This is a genomic window from Mesorhizobium sp. WSM4829 (assembly GCF_055811475.1).
Genome location: NZ_JBVVQJ010000014.1, coordinates 74,851 through 94,671, shown reverse-complemented (window position 1 = coordinate 94,671; position 19,821 = coordinate 74,851). Strand labels below are relative to the sequence as shown.

The following is a 19,821-nucleotide window of genomic DNA, read 5'->3' as shown; positions in this document are numbered from 1 at the left end:
CCTTGTGTTGACAAGCTGGACCGAAGCTTGAACATGTCTGGACGTAACGTGGACGTAACGTAAGCAGTGTCCGGAGGGGTGTCATGGCAATGCGCGCGGCTCGTGGTCTGTCGATTCTTTTTCTTCTCTTTTTCGCCTGGGGCAGTGTCGCGCAAGCGGCCGAAGCGCGCCGGGTGGTGACATCGGACAATTCCGATTATTTCGGCTTCGATCTCAGATCCGACCAGAACGTCAGCCTCGATCAGTGCACGACGACATGTCTCGGTGATCCCGCCTGCCGCGCCTTCACCTACAACCCCAAGGCCAAATGGTGTTTTCTCAAATCCGATTATAACACGCTGAAGCCCTTCAAGGGCGCCGTCGCCGGCAAGGTCGTCAACGTCGAAGGCGACCCCGACATCGGCGCGCCGCCGGCGCTCGCCTTCTTCCCCGCCTGGATGGCCGACCAGGCCCAGCAATACCGCAACAGGCTCACCGGCCCGGCCTACACCAAGCCCACCGAAGGGCTGACGGCGCTGCGGGAGGCGGCAAGGCAAGCGTCGCAGGCCGGCGACCACCGTTTGGCCGTTCAAAAATACGAGGCTTTGGTTTCGGTATCGCCCGACGATGGCCAACTCTGGCTTGAACTGGCGCGGGAAACACTTGCCGTGCAGCCGGCCGCCAACAGCGCCGAGGCGTCGACCCTGCCGGCGAACGCCACCTCCGCCGGCTTCAACGCCTACAAATTGCTGCGCACCACAAAAACCCGCGCCGAAGCGCTGGCACTGCTTGGCGACGGGCTCGATCGCCGCGACCTCGCTCGGCCGGCGCTGCAGGCCTACGAAGCGAGCCTCGCCCTGGTCAGTTCGCCCTGGGTCACAGCCGCCTATCAGGACCTCAAGGCGCGCAAAGGCTTCCGCGTCGTCGATCACACGGTCGACGCCGACACCAGCGCGCCACGCATCTGCGCGCAGTTTTCCGAAGACCTGGTCAAGACCGGCGTCGACTACGCGCAATTCGTCACCGTCGACAACGCCGCCCCCAAGGGCGTCGAGGCCAAGGACAAGCAGATCTGCGTCGAGGGGCTCGAGCACGGCCAGCATTACGACGTGACCTTCCGTCCCGGCCTGCCGGCCGCCATCGGCGAGGTGATCTCCACCCCTGTGGTGCTGTCGATCTATGTGCAGGACCGCGCCCCGTCCGCCCGTTTCACCGGCGACAGCTTCGTGCTGCCGGCCGGCGCGCGCCGCGGCATCCCGGTCGTCACCGTCAACATGAGCGCCGCCGAAATGAAGCTTTATCGCATTGGCGACCGCTCGCTGACCCAGCTTCTGTCCGGCTACCAGTTCCTGCGCCAGCTTGACGGCTACGACATCTCCAACATTTCCGATCAGATGGGCGAGCCGGTTTGGCAGGGCCAGCTCGACATCGCCAACGACCTGAACAAGGAAGTCACCACCTCCTTCCCGGTCGACGAAGCGCTGCCGCAGCGCAAGCCCGGCGTCTATGTGCTGACCGCGCAACCGGTCGACGAGAACGACGACGACTATGATTCGCGCGCCACGCAATGGTTCGTCGTCTCCGATATCGGCCTGTCGACCTATACCGGGCAGGACGGGCTGAACGTCTTTGCCCGTTCGCTCGCAACCGCCAAGCCGATATCAGGTGCTGAACTGACGCTGCTGGCCAGGAACAACGAGATCCTCGGCACCGCGACCACGGACGCCGAAGGCCGCGCCGTCTTCAACCCCGGACTGACGCGCGGCGACGGCGGCATGGTGCCGGCCGTGCTGACAGCCAAGCAGGGTGACAGTGACTTCGTCTTCCTCGACATGGGCCGCGCCGGCTTCGATCTTTCCGATCGCGGCGTCACCGGGCGTCCGGCGCCGGGCGCGCTCGACGTCTATGCCTGGACCGAACGCGGCATCTACCGCGCCGGCGAGGACGTCCATGTCGCAGCACTTGCCCGCGACAGCGCCGCCAAGGCGGTCGAGAACCTGCCGCTGACCTTCATCTTCACCCGTCCCGACGGCGTCGAGAACCGCCGCATCGTCAGCGACGGCGCATCGGCCGGCGGCCATGCCGTCGACCTGCCTCTCGAACCCAACGCCATGCGCGGCACCTGGACGGTGGCGATCCACACCGACCCCAAGCAGGCGGCGGTCGCCAGCCAGATGTTTTTGGTCGAGGATTTCGTGCCGGATCGCATCGAGTTCGACCTGTCCTCCGACAAGCAGGAGATCGCGCAGGGCGACACCGCCAACGTTACCGTCGACGGCCGCTTCCTTTATGGCGCGCCGGCCGCCGGGCTGGCGCTCGAAGGCGAACTGACGCTGTCGACCACCCGCGCCTGGGACCGCTTCAAGGGCTATTCCTTCGGCCTCGCCGACGAGCAGTCGGCGGAACCGTCGGTCACCCCGTTCACCGGCCTGCCGGTGGTCGGCGACGACGGCAAGGCGACCTTCCCGGTTTCCGTCGACCAATTGCCCTCGACCACCAGGCTGGTCGACGCCAAGGTTACGGTCAGGATGCGCGAGACCGGCGGCCGCGCCGTCGAACGCTCGCTCAACATCGCCATCCGGCCGCAGGGCCAGATGATCGGCATCCGCCCGGATTTCGACGGCGACGAGGTGCCGCAAGGCGGCACGGCGAAGTTCAGCCTGGTTGCCGTCGACCCCGACGGCAAGCGCGTGGCGCTGCAGGGCGCGCAATGGTCGCTGGTCAAGGTCGAACGCAATTACCAATGGTACCGCTCCAGCAATTCCTGGAATTATGAGCCGGTCACCTTCACCAAGTCGGTGGCCAGCGGCCAGGTCGACCTGACCGCCGACGGCGAGGCCACCGTCTCGCTGCCGGTCGACTGGGGCCGCTACCGGCTCGAGATCGAGACGTCTGACCCGGAGGGCCCGGCGACCAGCTACGAGTTCGACGCCGGCTGGTATGTCAGCTCCACCACCACCGAAACGCCCGACGGCCTCGAAATCGCCCTCGACAAGGACAGCTATGCGGCCGGCGAAGTGGCCAAGCTCAAAGTGTCGCCGCATTTTGCCGGCGAGCTGCTCGTCACCATCGGCGCCGACAAGCTCTTGAAGATCGTCACCGCCAGCGTGCCGGCCGGCGGCAGCACCATCGACATCCCGGTCGGCGACGACTGGGGCGCCGGCGCCTATGTGACGGCGACGCTGTTCAGGCCGGGTGATGCGCAGGAAACCCGCATGCCGGCGCGCGCCATCGGCGTCAAATGGCTGAAGGTCGATCCGGGCTCGAAAAAACTCGCCGTCAGCCTGGCGCCGCCGGACAGGACCATGCCGCGCCAGCAGCTGTCGATCCCGATTTCGGTGGCCGGCGTGCAGCCGAGCGCCAACGCCTATGTCATGGTCGCGGCCGTCGATGTCGGCATCCTCAACCTGACCAACTACAAGGTGCCGGATCCGGAGACCTGGTTCTTCGGCCAGCGCATGCTCGGCCTTGAAGTACGCGACCTCTACGGCCGCCTGATCGACGGCTCGCTGGGCACGACCGGCAAGCTGCGCAGCGGCGGCGACGGCGCCAACATCCAGTCGCAAGGCAGCCCGCCGACCGAAAAGCTGGTCGCCTTCTTCTCCGGTCCGGTCCAGCTCGACGCCGACGGCAAGGCGCGGGTCGACTTCGACATCCCGCAGTTCAACGGCACCGTGCGCGTCATGGCCGTCGCCTGGACCGAGGACGGGGTCGGCCATGCCCAATCCGACGTGATCGTGCGCGATCCGGTGGTGATCACCGCCGGCCTGCCGCGCTTCCTGGCGCCCGGCGATTCGGCCGTCATGCGGCTCGATGTCACCGACGCCGACGGTCCGGAGGGCGACTATGCGCTGTCTATAAGCACGTCAGGCGATCTTTCGACCGGCGATGCCGCCCTGCCCGAAAAGCTGACGCTGGCCAAGGGCAAGCGGCAGACGCTGACCGTGCCGCTGATCGCTGAAACGCCGGGCAACGCCTCGATCACCATCAAGCTCGCCCATGCCGACGGCACCGCTGTCGAGCAGACGCTCTATGTTCCGGTGCGGCCGGCGCAATTGCCGGTGACCACCCGTATGGTGGTCGACCTCAAGGGCAAAGGCGGCTCGCTGCGCGTTGACAAGGAGCTCTTGGCGGCAAGCCTGCTCGACGGTGCTTCGGTCAGCGTCGGCGTTTCACAGGCGGCGGCCTTCGACGTGCCCTCGCTGCTGATGACGCTCGACCGCTACCCCTATGGCTGCGCCGAGCAGACCACCAGCCGGGCCATGCCGCTGCTCTATGTCAACGAGATGGCGTCGGGCGCCGGCATGGCCAGCGACGCCGACCTGCACGGCCGCATCCAGGACGCTATCTACAAGGTGCTGAGCTACCAGGCCTCGGCCGGCAGCTTCGGCCTGTGGGCTCCGGGCTCCGGCGATTTGTGGCTCGACGCCTATGTCACCGACTTCCTGACCCGGGCGCGCGAGCAGAAATACGACGTGCCGGCGCTGGCGATGAACCAGGCGCTGAGCAATCTGCAAAACGCGATCGGCTACGACCAGGACGTCAAGGATCGCGGCAGCGAGATCGCCTATGCGCTCTACGTGCTGGCCCGCAACAAGAAGGCCTCGATCGGCGATCTGCGCTACTATGCCGACACCCAGCTCGAAGCCTTTACCAGCCCGATGGCCGTCGCCCAATTGGCGGCGGGCCTGGCGCTCTATGGCGACACGCAACGCTCGGAAGCCACCTTCCAGGCCGCCCTGCAACTGGCCAATTCGACCTCGGCATACGACTACTACAGGTCCGATTATGGCTCGCCGCTGCGTGACGGCGCGGCGATGCTGGCGCTTGCCGCCGAATCCAAGCCGGTGCCGACGATCGTGCCGGTACTGATCAAGCGGGTGACGCAGGAACGCGCCGCCGTCAGATGGACCAGCACGCAGGACGAGTCCTGGATGCTGCTGGCGGCGCGTGCCCTAAAGGCCGGCAATGATGCGATCGCGCTGACCATCAATGGCGCGCCGCATGCCGGCGCCTATTCGGACCAGATCGCCGGCAGCGACATTGCCGACAGTCCGCTGACCGTCGCCAACACCGGCAGCAACCCGTTGCAGGCGGTCGTCACCACGGTGGCCTCGCCAATCCAGCCGCTGCCGGCCAGCGGCGACGGCTTCACCATCGGCCGCACCTACTACAAGCTCGACGGCACCGAAGCCAATGTCACGCAGGCGACCCAGAACGAACGCTATGTCGTCGTGCTCAATGTCTTTGAGCAGAACAAATGGCCGTCGCGGCTGGTGATCACCGATCTGCTGCCGGCCGGCTTCGAGATCGACAATCCGGGTCTGGTTTCCAGCGCCCAATTGTCGAATTTCTCCTGGCTGGCCCAGACCGACGCCGCCCATCTCGAATTCCGCGACGACCGTTTCGTCGCCGCTTTCAATCCGAACGACGGCGAAGGCGACCGCAACATCACGCTCGCCTATGTCGTGCGTGCGGTGACGCCGGGCACCTATGCCCATCCGGCGGCAACCGTCGAGGACATGTACCGGCCGCAATATTCGGCCCGCACCGCGACCGGCATGATGGAGGTCAAGGCGCCGTAAGGCAAAGATGGCGAACCATGGCGATGGCGCTGCCCCTCATTGCCCTGCCGGGCATTTCTCCCCGTATCGTGACGGGGAGAAAGAGGCCTGCGCCGAAATTTTCGCCAAACTCGAACGCTGCAGAAAAGCCGCTGTGGGCCGTGACAGCCCCCTTCTCCCCGTCACTATACGGGGAGAAGGTGCCGGCAGGCGGATGAGGGGCAGCGCCGTGCTCTCCAAAAAATTCCTGCACCGTTCAGCCATCGCCGCCGCCTCCCTCTCCGGCTTCGCAGCAATCGCCGCCGCCACCCTTTGGCAGCTCGACCGCGCCTTTCCGCCGCCGCTGCCGGCGGCGCTGACGGTATCGACCGAAGTCCAGGACCGCGACGGCCAGCTGTTGCGGTCCTTTGCCACGCCGGACGGCTATTGGCGGCTCGCCACCCGCCTCGATCAGGTCGACAGACAGTTCGTCGACATGCTGGTGACTTACGAGGACAAGCGCTTCTGGGATCATGAAGGCGTCGACGTGCTGGCGCTGGCCCGCGCCGCCGGCCAGTTCGCGACCAATGGCCGTATCGTCTCCGGCGGCTCGACGCTGTCGATGCAGCTCGCCCGGCTGACCGAACCGCGCGACAGCCGCAGCCTCGGCTCCAAGCTCAAGCAGCTGCTGCGCGCCCTGCAGATCGAGCGGCGGCTCAGCAAGCGCGAGATCCTCGAACGCTATCTGACGCTGGCGCCCTATGGCGGCAATCTCGAAGGCGTGCGCGCCGCCTCGCTGGCCTATTTCGGCAAGGAGCCGAAGCGGCTGGACGTCTCGGAGGCGGCGCTGCTCGTCGCGCTGCCGCAACTGCCGGAAAAGCGCCGGCCCGACCGCAACCTGGCAATCGCCCAAGCCGCCCGCGACCGGGTGCTGACGCGCATGGTCGCATCAGGCCTGCTCGGCGAGCGCGAGGCCGCACGTGCCGCGCTCGACGATGTTCCCACCAGCCGCCGTCCGCTGCCGGCACTCGCCGCCCATGCCGCTTATGCAGTGCTGCCCCGGGCCGTCCCCGGCCAGAAGCTGCGGCTGACGATCCGCAAGAGTGTCCAGGAAGGGCTGGAACAGGTGGCCAGGGATGCCGCCGCCAGGCTCGGCCCTCGCCTGTCCGTCGCCATGGTGCTAGCCGACGCCCGCACCGGCGACATCCTCGGCGAAGTCGGCTCCGCCGACTATTTCGACGCCAGCCGCTCCGGCTGGATCGACATGACCAGGATCGTCCGCTCGCCCGGTTCGACGCTAAAACCGTTCATTTACGGGCTCGCCTTCGAGCAGGGATTGGTGGCGCAGGAAACGCTGATCGACGACAGGCCGACGGATTTCTCCGGCTATCGGCCGAAGAATTTCGACATGGGCTATCAGGGCGACGTCAGCATCAGGCAGGCGCTGCAGCTGTCGCTCAACGTGCCGGCGATCAGTGTTCTCGACGCGGTCGGGCCGGCGCGGCTGCTCGCGCGCTTCCGGAAGGCCGGCGTCACGCCGATCCTGCCCGTCAACAAGGCGCCGGGTCTCGCCATCGGCCTTGGCGGCGTCGGCGTGACGCTGCGCGACCTCGTCCAGCTCTATGCCGGGCTCGCCAATGGCGGCAAGGGACACACGCTGCATGACGGCACCGAGCCGGCGAATGCCGAGCGCTCGACCGCTACCATCCTCAACGATCAGGCGAACTGGCAGATCACCGACATATTGTCGGGCGTCAAGCCGCCCGAGGGCGCCGCCCGGCGCGGCATCGCCTACAAGACCGGCACCTCCTACGGCTACCGCGATGCCTGGTCGGTCGGCTTCGACGGGCGCTATGTGCTGGGCGTCTGGGTCGGCCGCCCCGACGCCGGCGCGGTGCCCGGCCTGTCCGGCTATGTCTCGGCCGCACCGATCCTGTTCGAGGGCTTTGTCCGCTCCGGCCTGGCTGCCGTGCCGCTGCCAGGCCAGCCGGCCGGCGTCACCAGATCCAGGCGCGACGATCTGCCGGTGACATTGGCGCGCTTCGGTTCTGGCGCCGACGGCCTAGTCCAGGCGACGCCGACCGAGCCCGCGCCGACGATCATCTTTCCGCCCGACGGCGCCCACGTCGATCTCGCCGCCACCACCGCCAACGCCATGCCACTGGTGCTGAAGCTGCAAGGCGGCCGCGCCCCGTTCCGCTGGCTGGCCAATGGCAAGCCGCTGGTCGGCATCGACCGGCGGCGCACCGCGACCTGGCAGCCGGACGGCGCCGGCTATTCGACCCTGACCGTGATCGACGCGGCCGGGCGTGCGGCCAGCGTGAAAGTGTTCGTTGAATAGAATGCGCCAAGCGATTCAGGGAATTGGCTTTCCATTAGGTCGGCGAGTAAGCAGGACACGCTCGACTCCTCAGGCCATTGCCGAGGCGCGACCTGTCTCTAGATAGATTGCTTCATGTGCCCGGATTCGGCACTGCAGTGTTGCGTGGAATGAATTTCTTCGTGACGCCGAAAGCCGGCGAAAAATTGCTTCACAAGGCCGAAAAAAGCAACATTGATTGCATCTAATTTCTACCAATTCAATAGATTGAGGTGATCTCAACGGAGGCGGAAATGACCAATCCTCATTTCAGGAAACTGCTCGGCGCACTGGTCGCCACATCTGTCCAGTTCGGCACGCTCGGTTTCGCGTTTGCCGATACCACCATCCTCAACGTGTCGTATGACCCGACGCGTGAGCTTTACAAGCAATTCGACGAGGCCTTCGCCGCCCACTGGCAGGCCGGGACCGGCGAGACGGTAACCGTCCAGCAATCGCATGGCGGCTCGGGCGCACAGGCCCGTGCCGTGATCGACGGCCTCGACGCCGACGTGGTGACGCTGGCGCTCGAAGGCGACATCAACGCCATCGTCGAGAAATCGAAGAAAATCAATCCCGACTGGCGGACCAAGTTCGAGAACAATTCGGCGCCCTACACCTCGACCATCATCTTCCTCGTCCGCAAGGGCAATCCGAAAGGCATCAAGGACTGGGGCGATCTGGTCAAGGACGACGTCCAGGTAATCACGCCGAACCCCAAGACTTCGGGCGGCGCACGCTGGAACTATCTCGCCGCCTGGGCCTATGCCAACGCCAAGGATGGTGGTGACGAGGCCAAGACCAAGGAATTCGTCGGCAATCTCTACGCGCATGTTCCGGTGCTCGACACCGGCGCGCGCGGCGCAACTGTAACCTTCGCGCAAAAGGGGCTCGGCGACGTGCTGCTGGCCTGGGAAAACGAGGCCTATCTGGCGCTCGACGAATTCGGCGCCGACAACTTCGATATCGTCTACCCGCCGACCTCGATCCTGGCCGAGCCGCCGGTCGCCGTGGTCGACGCCAATGTCGATGCCAAGGGCACGCGAAAAGTCGCCGAAGCCTATCTGAGCTACCTCTACTCCAAGGAAGGCCAGACGCTGATCGCCAAGCACCACTATCGTCCGTCGAAACCAGAACTGGTGCCGGCCGAGGACCTCGCGAAACTGCCTGAGATCAAGCTGATCACCATCGACGATCCGCTTTTTGGCGGTTGGAAGAAAGCACAGCCTTACCATTTTGGCGACGGTGGTATATTCGACCAGATCTACAAGCCGGCCCAGTAGACCCAGTTAGCTAGACTCTAGATCAGGACGACATGACCACAGCACCCGCCAAGGCGGGGTGGCGGTTCAGACAGCCGAGCGTCATTCCGGGTTTCGGATTGACGCTCGGCTTCTCGCTTGCCTACCTCACGCTCATCATCCTCATTCCCCTGTCAGGGCTGATCTGGCGATCGGCCGCGCTTGGCTGGGCCGATTTTTGGGCGATCGCCACCGACCGCCGCACCATCAATGCGCTTGAAATCAGTTTTGGCACCGCCTTCATTGCCGCCATGGTCAATGTCGTCTTCGGCACGATCGTCGCCTGGGTGCTGGTGCGCTACAGCTTTCCGGGCCGCCGCATCGTCGATGCCATGGTCGACCTGCCCTTCGCATTGCCGACGGCGGTGGCCGGCATCGCGCTGACCACGCTCTACGCGCCGAATGGCTGGCTCGGCAGCCTGCTGGCGCCGCTCGGCATCAAGGTCGCCTATACGCCGCTCGGCATCGTCATAGCGCTGATCTTCATCGGCCTGCCCTTTGTCGTGCGCACCGTCCAGCCGATCATGGAGGAGATCGACAAGGAGGTCGAGGAAGTGGCCGCCACGCTCGGCGCCAATCGCTTCCAGACCATCGCCCGGGTTCTGCTTCCGGGCCTGGCGCCGGCCATCGTCACCGGTTTTGCGCTGGCTTTCGCGCGCGGCGTCGGCGAGTACGGCTCCGTCATCTTCATCGCCGGCAACCTGCCCTACAAATCCGAGATCGCGCCGCTTCTGATCGTCATCCGGCTGGAGGAATACAATTATGCGGCGGCGACCGCGATCGCGGCGATCATGCTCGCTTTGTCGTTCGTGATGCTGCTGGTCATCAATCTGGTGCAGACGTGGAGCCGCAAGCGCTATGGCTGATCCGGAGATAAAATCCTACGCACCGCACCACGAAAGCCAATCGGCGGCAGTGACCGAAAGCCGCCCGGCGAAAGCCGTGCTGATGATCGTGACCTTTGCCTTCCTCGGCATTTTCCTGCTGTTGCCGCTGATCGTCGTCTTCAATGAAGCCTTCGCAAAGGGCATCGGTGCCTATACCGAGGCGCTGACCAATCCCGACACGCGTTCGGCGATCCACCTGACGCTGCTGGTGGCGGCGATCTCGGTGCCGCTCAACATCGTCTTCGGCGTCTCCGCCGCCTGGGCGATCGCCAAGTTCGAGTTCAAGGGCAAGGCCTTCCTGACCACGCTGATCGACCTGCCGTTTTCGGTATCGCCGGTCATTTCCGGCCTGGTCTATGTGCTGTTGTTCGGCGCGCAAGGCCTGTTCGGCGCCTGGCTGAAGGCGCATGGCATCGTCATCCTGTTTGCCGTGCCGGGCATCGTGCTGGCCACCATCTTCGTCACCTTCCCGTTCGTCGCCCGCGAACTGATCCCCTTGATGCAGGAACAGGGCAATGGCGACGAGGAGGCGGCGCTGTCGCTCGGCGCCAATGGCTGGCAGGCGTTCTGGTACGTGACGCTGCCCAACGTCAAATGGGGGCTGCTCTACGGCGTCTTGTTGTGCAATGCCCGCGCCATGGGCGAGTTCGGCGCGGTCTCCGTCGTGTCGGGCCACATACGCGGACTGACCAACACCATGCCGCTGCATGTCGAAATCCTCTATAACGAATACAATGCCGCAGCCGCCTTCGCCGTCGCTTCACTGCTTGCGGGCCTGGCGCTGGTCACGCTGGTCTTGAAAACACTTCTCGAGATGCGCTACGGCGCCGAGCTCGCCGCGACGCGCGGACACTAATGCATGTTGCCCAAAAGTGTGCAGCGGTTTTGGGATTACGACATGCATCGACAAAAAAGGGACGGTTGATGGAAGTTCGCGTTGCCAACGTGCGCAAGGAGTTTGAGCGGTTTCCGGCGCTCCACGACGTTTCGCTCGACATCAAGTCCGGCGAACTGATCGCGCTGCTCGGGCCTTCCGGCTCCGGCAAGACGACGCTGCTCAGGCTGATCGCCGGGCTGGAGCGGCCGACGAAAGGCAAGATCTTCTTTGGCGAGGAGGATGCGTCGCAAAAGTCGATCCAGCAGCGCAATGTCGGCTTCGTTTTCCAGCATTATGCGCTGTTTCGCCATATGACGGTCGCCGACAATATCGGCTTTGGCTTAAAAGTTCGGCACGGGCCGTCACGGCCGTCGGCGCAGGAAATCCGCCGCCGTGCCTCAGAGCTTCTCGACCTCGTCCAGCTTTCCGGCCTGGAAAAGCGCTATCCGGCTCAGCTTTCTGGCGGCCAGCGCCAGCGCGTGGCGCTGGCCCGCGCGATGGCGATCGAACCGGCCGTGCTTTTGCTGGACGAGCCGTTCGGCGCGCTCGACGCCCAGGTCCGCCGCGAATTGCGCCGCTGGCTGCGCGACATCCACGACGCCACCGGCCACACCACGGTCTTTGTCACCCATGACCAGGAAGAAGCGCTCGAGCTTGCCGACCGCGTCGTGGTGATGAGCCAGGGCAGCATCGAGCAGGTCGGCACCGCCGACGAAATCTACGACACGCCGAATTCGCCCTTCGTCTACGGCTTCATCGGTGAATCGAGCGCGCTTCCGGTCAAGGTCGAGGACGGCCAGGTCTGGATCGCCGACCGCCCGATCGGGCTGTCGGCGCCGCAGGCGCCGCGGGGCGAAGCAACGCTGTTCTTCCGCCCGCACGATGTCGACCTGGTGGACGAATGCAATGGCTGCATCGCCGGCACGGTCGCCGCCAGCCGCCGCGTCGCCGGCACCAGACGGGTGGAGCTCGAAATCGGCGGCGACCGCCAGCGGGTCGAGATCGAGCTGCCGGTCGACCATCCGGCGGCGCAGAAGAGCCGGGTAGCGTTCAGGCCGCGGCGCTGGAAGCTTTTTCCGGCTGCTTGATCCCTTCCGGCGCTACTCAGCCAGTTCTCGACCTTCAGGCCCTTGATCCGGTTGAACTCTCCCATGGTGGCGGTTACCACGGTGGTGTCCAGCGCGTAGGCGTGGGCAGCAATAAAAAGGTCGTTTTGGCCAATAGTGGCTCTGCCCGCCGGGTTTCGGATCATGTCGCTGACAAGTTGGTGTCCAGCATGAGCCGCATTAAAAAATTCTTTCGGATTTGACAGGCATATCGTCGGTTCCGGGGAAGTCGTCCTCGGGACCGAGCGGTGGCTCTTGCGCCCATTGCGCGAGCCGCGCCGAGAGGCCAGGTTTGCGGACCGGCTCGATGACCAGGCGGTCGCCTTCACGGCTGATCAAGACCTTTTCGCCGGGGAACTCGAACTCGACAGGAATGCGCACCGCCTGGCTGCGATTGTTGCGAAACAGCTTCGCCTCTTTCGGCGGAGTCTTGGAATGGCGACGCTGGGGCATAGCGATGGCTCCTTTGTTTATACCATTTGTAAAATGCCAGACAGTGTCGCGATGCAATCGTCTTGCCAACGCATGGGGACCGCTGCCCAGGTGCTTCGCAAGACTCCGGGTGAAAGAAAATCCTAGTAACGGCCTGGAATGGGAACATTTTTCTCGCGATGGCGTGGTGAAGCCGCTCTGCGTGTCTCGTCGCCCACCATGCCTTGCCGCTATGGTTCGGCAATAAGCGCACTGCATCGGAGCCCTGTTTTCATGAAGCGATTTTTGCTTGGCGTCGCCACATTGGCCGGCCTGTTCCTCGCATCCTCCCAGGCCTGGTCGACCGACAAATTGCTGAACGCGTCCTATGATGTCGGCCGCGAACTGTTTGCGCAGATCAACAAGGCCTTCGTCGCAGAGCACCCCGGCGTGACCGTCGACCAGTCGCACGCCGGGACGTCGGCGCAGGCGCGTGCCATCGCCGAAGGCCTCGGCGCCGATGTCGTCACCTTCAACCAGGTCCTCGACATCGACTTCCTGGTCTCGAAGGGGCTTATCTCCGCCGACTGGCAGAAGGACTTCCCCGACAACGCCTCGCCTTTCTATTCGCTGCCATCCTTTTTGGTGCGCGCCGGCAACCCGAAGAACATCAAGGATTGGAACGATCTCGTGCGCGACGACGTCCAGGTGATCTTCCCCAACCCGAAAACGTCGGGCAATGCGCGCTACACCTATCTCGCGGCCACCGCCTACGCCAAGGAGGCCTTCAAGGGCGACGACGCCAAGGTCAAGGAATTCGTCACCAAGCTGTTCAACAACGTGCCGATCTTCGACTCTGGCGGGCGCGCCGCCACCACCACCTTCGTGCAGCGTGAGATCGGCGACGTGCTGATCACCTTCGAGTCGGAAACGCGCGGTATCCGCAGGGAGTATGGCGATGACAAGTTCGAGCAGGTGACGCCCTCGGTCAGCCTGCTGGCGGAGTTTCCGGTGGCGATCGTCGACACGGTCGCCGACGAGCATGGCATGCGTGACCTCGCCAAGACCTATCTCGACTTCCTCTACACGCCGCAGGGCCAGGACATCGCCGCCCGCAACGGCCTGCGGGCTCGCGACGCGGCGGTCGCCACCAAATACAAGGGCGAGTTTCCCGATGTCCGGCTGCTGACGGTCGAAGATGTCTTCGGCGGCTGGGCCAAGATCCAGGCCGAGCATTTCGCCGCCGGCGGACTGCTCGACCAGACCTATGGCAGCCGCTGAAGCAAGCGATCTTCGAAATCGGAAGAAAGCCGGCTTTGCCGGCTTTCTTCGTTTTCCGCGCCGGGAAGGTGGTTTCCCGCTTTACGGGCGCCCGCCGTCCAAAACGTCACGAACAATCAACGTGTTTGTGCGTACTGTGCCCGCGGACGGCTTGTTTCGCGAAACTGCATTGCGCGACAAAACGTCATGATTTGCACACAAACAACCGCCAGATGCGGGCGGTTGGGGTTTTCATGAACTGAATCGGGCATGCTTACCAAAAAAGGCAAATACGGCCTCAAGGCCCTCGTGCATCTGTCAGGCTTGCCGGTCGGCCAGCTGGCGTTCGTCAACGACATCGCCGTCGCCAACAACATCCCGAAGAAATTCCTGGATGCCATTCTGGGCGAATTGCGCAATGCCGGCTTCGTCCAGAGCCGCAAGGGCAAGGAAGGCGGCTATCGCCTCGCCCGCCCGGCCTCCGAGATCAAGATCGGCCATGTCGTGCGCGTCCTCGACGGGCCGCTGGCGCCGATCCCTTGCGCCAGCCGCACCCAATATCAGCGCTGCGATGATTGCGACGAGGCGACATGCCAGGTCCGGAACATGATGCTGGAGGTGCGCCATGCGATCGCCGAGGTGCTGGACAATCGCAGCCTCGCCGCCATGCGCGACGCCGACAACGACGATTTTCCAGTCGAACTGACGTCACAGATCTGATCTGGCGTCTTGAAGCGGAATCGGCGCCAGCGACCCCTCATGAATCCGACTCGAACAGGCTTGTTACGTCGGCGACGATATCGGCGATCGGACGCGTCGCATCGAGCGTCAATGCATTCTCGTCGGCTGCCGGCGGTTCGAGCGTGGCGAACTGGCTGTCGACCAGGCTTGCCGGCATGAAATGGCCCTGGCGGGAGCCGACACGCCGCTTTGCGGTCGCCGGATCGATTTCCAGGTAGAGGAACAAAATGTCCTGGCAAAAACCGCGCAGACGCTCGCGATAACTGCGCTTGAGCGCCGAGCAGGCGGCGACGACGCTCTGCCCATCGCCGACCGGTCCGGCAATGCGCAGGCCGATCGCGTCGAGCCAGCCTTCGCGCAATGCGTCGGTCAGCGGCTCGCCGCTTGCCATGCGTGCGACGTTTTCCGGTGGATGCAGCCTGTCGCCCTCGACGAAGACAGCGCCCAATGCCGCCGCCAGCGCTTCGCCGACCGCCGACTTGCCACAGCCGGCGACGCCCATCACCACGACGGCCGGTGCGGGCCGAATGCGATCGCTCTGCATTTGTGCTGTCTTTTCGTCCACGATGCGGGTCAGCGGCTGGCCGGCGCGCGGCCGTAAAGCAGGAGCATGGCGACGATGACGACGCCATAGATGATCTGCCGCCCCGCCTCCGGCATCTGCATGACGGAAAGAATGGATTGCAAAAGCGTGATCAGGATGACGCCCGCGACCGTGCCGAGATAAGAGCCGCGGCCGCCGAGGATCGAGGTGCCGCCAAGCACCACCGCAGCGATCGACGGCAGGAGATAGGCGTCACCCATCGACTGCGCTGCCTTGGAGGCATAGCCGGCCAGAAGCACGCCGCCGAAGGCGGAGAGCCCGCCGGATACGGCGAAGGCGATCAGCACCACGCGCCGCGTGTCGATGCCGGAGAGGTAGGCGGCGCGCTCGCGGTTGCCGATGCCGTAGACCGTGCGGCCGAAACCGGTGCGGGTCAGCACGAAAACCATCGCAGCACCGATCAGCGCCCAGATGACGACGGCATTGGGCACGCCCGGAATGGCAAAGCCGGTCGCCAGATAGCGCATCGCCCGGGTCGCCGAATCCTGTGGCGAGAAGCCGCCTGTATAGACCACCATCAGCCCTTGGGCGACGGCATTGGTGGCGAGCGTGATGATCATCGAGGGAATGCGCAGATAAGCGACGCCGATGCCGTTGACGATGCCGATCGCGACGCCGCAGAAAATGCCGAACGGGATCGCCAGCGCCACGCCGAGCGGGCCGTAGGCGGCGGCCGCACAGGCCATCATCGCGCCCGTCGCCACCGACCACGGCACCGACAGGTCGATCTGCCCAAGCAGGATGACCAGCATCATGCCGGTGGCGATGACGCCGAGAAACGACGCCACCTTGAGCTGCTGCAGCAGATATTCCGGCGACAAGAAGCTGCGCGAATAAAGGCTGCCGACAAACAGCAGCAGCACGATGCAGGCAAAGGCGGTCAGCACCGCAGGGTCGGCGCGGCGGATGAATTTCGGCATGCGGCCGGCGATGCCGGCGATGGTCGTTTCGCTCACAGGAACCACTCCAGCCGGTTGCGGACCCTGAACAGGGCGAAGGCGCCGAGGCTGACGGCGATCAGCAGGATGACGCCCTGGAACAGCGGCTGCCAGAGCGGATCGAAATCGAAGACGAAGAGCAGGTCGCCGATGGTGCGGAAGGCGAGCGCGCCGAAAATCGCGCCGATGGCGCTGCCCTTGCCGCCGAACAATGAGACGCCGCCGAGCACCACGGCGGCGATCGAGAACAGCGTATAGGCATTGCCGCTGGCATAGGCCGCCTCGCCCGTATAGGTGAAGAAGGTCAGGAACAGCCCGCCGATCGCGGCGAGCAGGCCGGCCAGCGCATAGGCGGCGAATTTTCCCCGGCGGATCGGCACGCCGGACATGTAGGCTGCCATCTCCGAAGATCCTGCGGCATAGGCCGCGCGCCCAAGCACCGAGCGGCTGAACGGCACCCAGACGACGAGCACGATGGCCAGCAGCGCCACCAGGCTCGCCGGCACCACGCCGAACAGCCGCCCGGTCAGCGCGTCGGCAAGATCCTCGTTGACCGAACCGCCCGGGAACGGTCGCAGCAGCAGCGCGATGCCGAAATAGACCGCGCCGGTGGCAATGGTGGTGACGATCGGCTGCAGCCGTCCGTAGATGACGATGGCGCCGTTGATCGCCCCGCACAGAAGTCCGGTGCCGAGCACCGCGACGACACCGAACGCGGTCTCGATACCGGTGCCGATGACCAGCCATGAGGCCAGGCAGTTGGTCAGCAGAAAGATCATGCCGACGGAAAGGTCGATGCCGGCGGTGATCACCACCAGCGTCTGCGCCATGGCGACGAAGGCAAGCAGCACGCCTTTGTTGGAAGCAGTCTGCACGACATTGGCGGTAAAGCCGGCCGGATGGTTCGAGGTGTAGATCGTGAACATCACGATGAAGATGCCGAACGCCAGCAGCGTTCCGCGTTGTTCGGCAAGCCAGTAGCGCCAATCCTTCACGCGTCTGCTCCTCCGGCTGGCGTCTTCGCCATGCCTCTGACGGGCATCTCTTCGCCATGGATGTTGAGCGCGCTGGCGATCAGCGCCCGCTCGGTGATCTCGGCGCCGACCAGCTCGCGCTTGACCGCTCCGTCATAGAGCACCAGCACCCGGTCGCAGCAGCCGATCAGCTCGTCATAGTCGGTCGAGTAAAACAGGATCGCCGCGCCCTGGTCGGCGAGCTTGCGCATCAGCTGATACAGTTCCTGCTTGGTGCCGACGTCGATGCCGCGCGTCGGGTCGTTGAGCAGGATGATGCGCGGCTGCCGCATCAGCCATTTTGCGATGACCACCTTCTGCTGGTTGCCGCCGGACAGCGCGCCGACAGGGATGTCGAGGCCGGCCGTCTTGATCGCCAGCAGGGCGACCATGTCGTCGATCAGCCGCTGCTCGGCGGCACGGTCGATGATGCCGGCCCTGGACAACCGGTCGAGTGCGGCGAAGGAGAGGTTTTCGCGCACCGTCATCGGCAGCATCAGGCCTTCGGTCTTGCGGTCCTCCGGGATCAGCGCCATGCCGATCCGGTCACCGCGGGCCTTGGCCGGGCTGGCGATCGCCACCGGCTTGCCGTCGATCAGTATCTGGCCGCTGAGGCCGCGCAGCACGCCGAAGAAGGCGAGCAGCAATTCGCGCTGGCCCTGGCCGTCGAGACCGCCGAGGCCGACGACCTCGCCTGCCCCGACCGTGAGCGAGATATTGTCCAGCCGGTCGGTCCACGACAGTTTTCGCGCCTCAAGCACCGGAGCGGTTATAGCCGGGGCGCGCACCGGCTTCGGTGGAAAAATATGGCTGTATTCGCGGCCGATCATCAGCTCGACGACTTCATTGTCGCTCTTCGAGCCCGCAGCATAGCTGGCGACGTTGCGGCCGTTGCGGTACACTGTGCACTGGTCGGCCAGTTCGGCGATCTCGTTCATCCGATGCGAGATGTAGAGCAGCGCCAACCCTTCCGAGCGCAGCCGCTTCAAGACGCCAAAAATCTTGGCGACGTCGGCCGCGGTCAGCGCCGAGGTCGCCTCGTCGAGGATCAGGATGCGCGGCTTCCTGGCAAGTGCTTTGGCGATCTCGACCATCTGCCGTCTTGAAAGCGGAAGGTCCTTGACCAGCGCCAGCGGGTGGATGTCGGCGGCGCCTGCACGCGCCAGGGCTTCCTCCGCGATGCGCCGCTGCGCCTTGCGGTCGATCATGCCGAACCGTTTCGGCGGATCGGAAATGACGATGTTGTCGGCGACGCTGAGTTCGGGGACGAGCGACAATTCCTGGAAGATGCAGACGATGCCGGCCTGGTTGGCCGCGGCCGGCGACGCGAAGCTCACCTCGCTTCCGTCCAGCATCATGCGGCCTTCGTCAGGCGCGACGACGCCGGCCATGACCTTGATCAGCGTCGATTTGCCGGCGCCGTTTTCGCCGAGGATGGCGTGGATGCTGCCTGGCGTGACCGAAAGCTCGGCCTTTTCCAGCGCCCGCACACCGCCATAGCGCTTGGATATGCCCTCCATGCGGAAGAGCGGAACCGCACCGTCCATCGGCCCCTCCCAAGGCGCTTGTTCATCGGGACTGGCGCCGCGGAATACCCGCGGCGCCGAGCGATCAGCCTACTGGTTCTCCTTGCTCTGGCCCATGATTTCCTGCGCGGTGAAATTGATGCCGCAGGTCGGGAAGGAATTGCCGACGAAGAAATTGTCGGACTGGTCGGGGAAATAGTCCTCGCCCTCCTTGAAGTTCGGATCCTCGACGATCGCCAGCGGCAGCTTCACCGCCTGCGGGACGACCTGGCCTTCGAGCGCGGCGATCGCCGTCTTGATGGCGACCGCAACCTGGGCGGGTCCGGTTCCGGCCGACGAGCATTTCAGCCCTTCTGAGGCAAACTTGGCGCAGAATTTGCGAAAGCCATTCTCCGTTTCGCCGCCGAACGGCACGAACGGATGCTTGGCGTCGATCATCGCCTGGACGATGCCGGTGTCGCCGCCCTGCCCGGTGACGCCGTCGAAGGGACCGTTGGTGGCGATCGCGTCGGCCGTAGCCTTTTGCGCCACGCCGTCGTCCCATTTGCCGACGACTTCGGTGACCTCCCACTTCTTGCCTGAAGCGTCGAGGGCCTCATGGATGCCGTTGTGGCGGTCGGTGTCGACCGACGTGCCGGCAACGCCGCGCACCTCGAGGAGCTTGCCGCCATTGGGGATATGCTTGATCAGCCAGTTGGCCCACAATTCGCCAAGGCCTTTCTGGTCGACATTGACGTTGATGGCGTCCTTGGTGTCGAGGATGTTGTCGAAGGCGACCAGCACGACGCCGGCTTGCTTGGCGCGCTTGATGACCGGACCGAACGCCGTCGGATTCTGCGCGTTGACGACGATCGCGTCATAGCCGGAATCGATGAAATTGTTGATCGCTGAAATCTGCGCCGGCACGTCTTCGCCGGTCGAGACGACCTTGAATTCCTTGAGCTTGGCCGCGACCTCCGGCTGCGCCGCATAGGCTTTTGCCGTCTGCACCATCTGGATGCGCCAGGTGTTGGCGATATAGCCATTGGCGAGCGCGATGCGGTACGGGCCTTCCTTCTTGGGAAACTTGAAGAACTGCGTGTCGGCGGCCCATGGTGCGAAGCATTCCGGCTCGGCGGATGGGCCTGCTACGATTTCGGGTTCGGCGAGCGCCGACGAACTCAGCATGACGAATGCAGTGGCGGCGACGACGCCACCTACGAGTGACTTGATCATCGATATTCCTCCCAGTTGCAGTTTCTGATTGTTCTTACGCGTCTCGCGTGCCTGGCTCGGC

At 64.6% G+C, this 19,821-nt stretch carries 14 protein-coding genes and 1 pseudogene; 8 read left to right on the top strand and 7 right to left on the bottom strand.

The window, feature by feature from the left end; all coding sequences use genetic code 11:
* Positions 1–83: 83 nt before the first annotated feature.
* From AC0L17_RS15910 to AC0L17_RS15885, 6 genes are all read left to right on the top strand, one after another.
* Positions 84–5,564: an alpha-2-macroglobulin family protein gene (locus AC0L17_RS15910; RefSeq protein WP_473516512.1), complete on the top strand. Its 5,481-nt coding sequence runs from the start codon at positions 84–86 to the stop codon at positions 5,562–5,564.
* Positions 5,565–5,757: 193 nt separating this feature from the next.
* Positions 5,758–7,863, top strand: a complete 2,106-nt coding sequence (gene pbpC / locus AC0L17_RS15905) for a penicillin-binding protein 1C (RefSeq protein WP_473516511.1) — start codon at positions 5,758–5,760, stop codon at positions 7,861–7,863.
* Between the two features lie 272 nt (positions 7,864–8,135).
* A complete protein-coding gene (locus AC0L17_RS15900) occupies positions 8,136–9,164 on the top strand; it encodes a sulfate ABC transporter substrate-binding protein (RefSeq protein WP_473516510.1) in 1,029 nt (342 codons plus the stop codon).
* Between the two features lie 32 nt (positions 9,165–9,196).
* Complete coding sequence (gene cysT, locus AC0L17_RS15895) at positions 9,197–10,048, top strand: sulfate ABC transporter permease subunit CysT (protein ID WP_095493088.1); 852 nt, start codon at positions 9,197–9,199, stop codon at positions 10,046–10,048.
* Positions 10,041–10,925 carry a sulfate ABC transporter permease subunit CysW gene (gene cysW / locus AC0L17_RS15890; RefSeq protein ID WP_023798668.1) on the top strand — a complete coding sequence of 295 codons (885 nt, stop codon included), beginning with the start codon at positions 10,041–10,043 and terminating at the stop codon, positions 10,923–10,925. The genes cysT and cysW overlap by 8 nt, the downstream gene beginning before the upstream one ends.
* A gap of 68 nt (positions 10,926–10,993) precedes the next feature.
* Entirely contained in the window at positions 10,994–12,034 is a 1,041-nt protein-coding gene (locus AC0L17_RS15885) for a sulfate/molybdate ABC transporter ATP-binding protein (RefSeq protein WP_473516509.1), read from the top strand.
* 17 nt (positions 12,035–12,051) lie between these two features.
* Here AC0L17_RS15885 and AC0L17_RS15880 read toward each other — a convergent pair.
* Positions 12,052–12,171 (bottom strand): annotated as a pseudogene (locus tag AC0L17_RS15880) (type II toxin-antitoxin system VapC family toxin); the annotation flags it as partial.
* 61 nt (positions 12,172–12,232) lie between these two features.
* The gene (locus AC0L17_RS15875) at positions 12,233–12,505 is read right to left on the bottom strand and encodes an antitoxin (RefSeq protein ID WP_473516560.1); all 273 of its coding nucleotides are present in this window, start codon (positions 12,503–12,505) and stop codon (positions 12,233–12,235) included.
* Between the two features lie 252 nt (positions 12,506–12,757).
* Between AC0L17_RS15875 and AC0L17_RS15870 the strand changes: the two genes are divergently transcribed.
* Together AC0L17_RS15870 and AC0L17_RS15865 are read left to right on the top strand one after the other, a co-directional pair.
* Positions 12,758–13,744: a sulfate ABC transporter substrate-binding protein gene (locus AC0L17_RS15870; RefSeq protein ID WP_473516508.1), complete on the top strand. Its 987-nt coding sequence runs from the start codon at positions 12,758–12,760 to the stop codon at positions 13,742–13,744.
* A gap of 249 nt (positions 13,745–13,993) precedes the next feature.
* Complete coding sequence (locus tag AC0L17_RS15865) at positions 13,994–14,443, top strand: RrF2 family transcriptional regulator (protein ID WP_027154320.1); 450 nt, start codon at positions 13,994–13,996, stop codon at positions 14,441–14,443.
* A gap of 37 nt (positions 14,444–14,480) precedes the next feature.
* Here the strand turns inward: AC0L17_RS15865 and AC0L17_RS15860 are convergent, their stop codons facing one another.
* The 5 genes from AC0L17_RS15860 to AC0L17_RS15840 form a co-directional block, all read right to left on the bottom strand.
* Positions 14,481–15,008: a gluconokinase gene (locus tag AC0L17_RS15860; RefSeq protein WP_473516507.1), complete on the bottom strand. Its 528-nt coding sequence runs from the start codon at positions 15,006–15,008 to the stop codon at positions 14,481–14,483.
* 29 nt (positions 15,009–15,037) lie between these two features.
* On the bottom strand, positions 15,038–16,024 hold the full coding sequence (locus AC0L17_RS15855) for an ABC transporter permease (RefSeq protein WP_023798663.1): 987 nt from the start codon (positions 16,022–16,024) through the stop codon (positions 15,038–15,040).
* The gene (locus tag AC0L17_RS15850; protein ID WP_023798662.1) at positions 16,021–17,001 is read right to left on the bottom strand and encodes an ABC transporter permease; all 981 of its coding nucleotides are present in this window, start codon (positions 16,999–17,001) and stop codon (positions 16,021–16,023) included. Before AC0L17_RS15850 ends, AC0L17_RS15855 begins: the two co-directional genes overlap by 4 nt.
* Positions 16,998–18,566: a sugar ABC transporter ATP-binding protein gene (locus AC0L17_RS15845; protein WP_473516506.1), complete on the bottom strand. Its 1,569-nt coding sequence runs from the start codon at positions 18,564–18,566 to the stop codon at positions 16,998–17,000. Before AC0L17_RS15845 ends, AC0L17_RS15850 begins: the two co-directional genes overlap by 4 nt.
* Before the next feature lie 69 nt (positions 18,567–18,635).
* Entirely contained in the window at positions 18,636–19,760 is a 1,125-nt protein-coding gene (locus tag AC0L17_RS15840; RefSeq protein WP_027154324.1) for a sugar ABC transporter substrate-binding protein, read from the bottom strand.
* Positions 19,761–19,821 lie beyond the last annotated feature (61 nt).

Bases quoted from the DNA above. Each gene is read 5' to 3' on its own strand.
- AC0L17_RS15870 (WP_473516508.1), top strand. From the start codon at position 12,758: ATGAAGCGATTTTTGCTTGGCGTCGCCACATTGGCCGGCCTGTTCCTC.
- AC0L17_RS15865 (WP_027154320.1), top strand. From the start codon at position 13,994: ATGCTTACCAAAAAAGGCAAATACGGCCTCAAGGCCCTCGTGCATCTG.
- AC0L17_RS15845 (WP_473516506.1), bottom strand. From the start codon at position 18,566: ATGGACGGTGCGGTTCCGCTCTTCCGCATGGAGGGCATATCCAAGCGC.
- AC0L17_RS15900 (WP_473516510.1), top strand. From the start codon at position 8,136: ATGACCAATCCTCATTTCAGGAAACTGCTCGGCGCACTGGTCGCCACA.
- AC0L17_RS15885 (WP_473516509.1), top strand. From the start codon at position 10,994: ATGGAAGTTCGCGTTGCCAACGTGCGCAAGGAGTTTGAGCGGTTTCCG.
- AC0L17_RS15875 (WP_473516560.1), bottom strand. From the start codon at position 12,505: ATGCCCCAGCGTCGCCATTCCAAGACTCCGCCGAAAGAGGCGAAGCTG.
- AC0L17_RS15840 (WP_027154324.1), bottom strand. From the start codon at position 19,760: ATGATCAAGTCACTCGTAGGTGGCGTCGTCGCCGCCACTGCATTCGTC.
- cysT (WP_095493088.1), top strand. From the start codon at position 9,197: ATGACCACAGCACCCGCCAAGGCGGGGTGGCGGTTCAGACAGCCGAGC.
- AC0L17_RS15860 (WP_473516507.1), bottom strand. From the start codon at position 15,008: ATGCAGAGCGATCGCATTCGGCCCGCACCGGCCGTCGTGGTGATGGGC.
- pbpC (WP_473516511.1), top strand. From the start codon at position 5,758: ATGAGGGGCAGCGCCGTGCTCTCCAAAAAATTCCTGCACCGTTCAGCC.
- cysW (WP_023798668.1), top strand. From the start codon at position 10,041: ATGGCTGATCCGGAGATAAAATCCTACGCACCGCACCACGAAAGCCAA.
- AC0L17_RS15910 (WP_473516512.1), top strand. From the start codon at position 84: ATGGCAATGCGCGCGGCTCGTGGTCTGTCGATTCTTTTTCTTCTCTTT.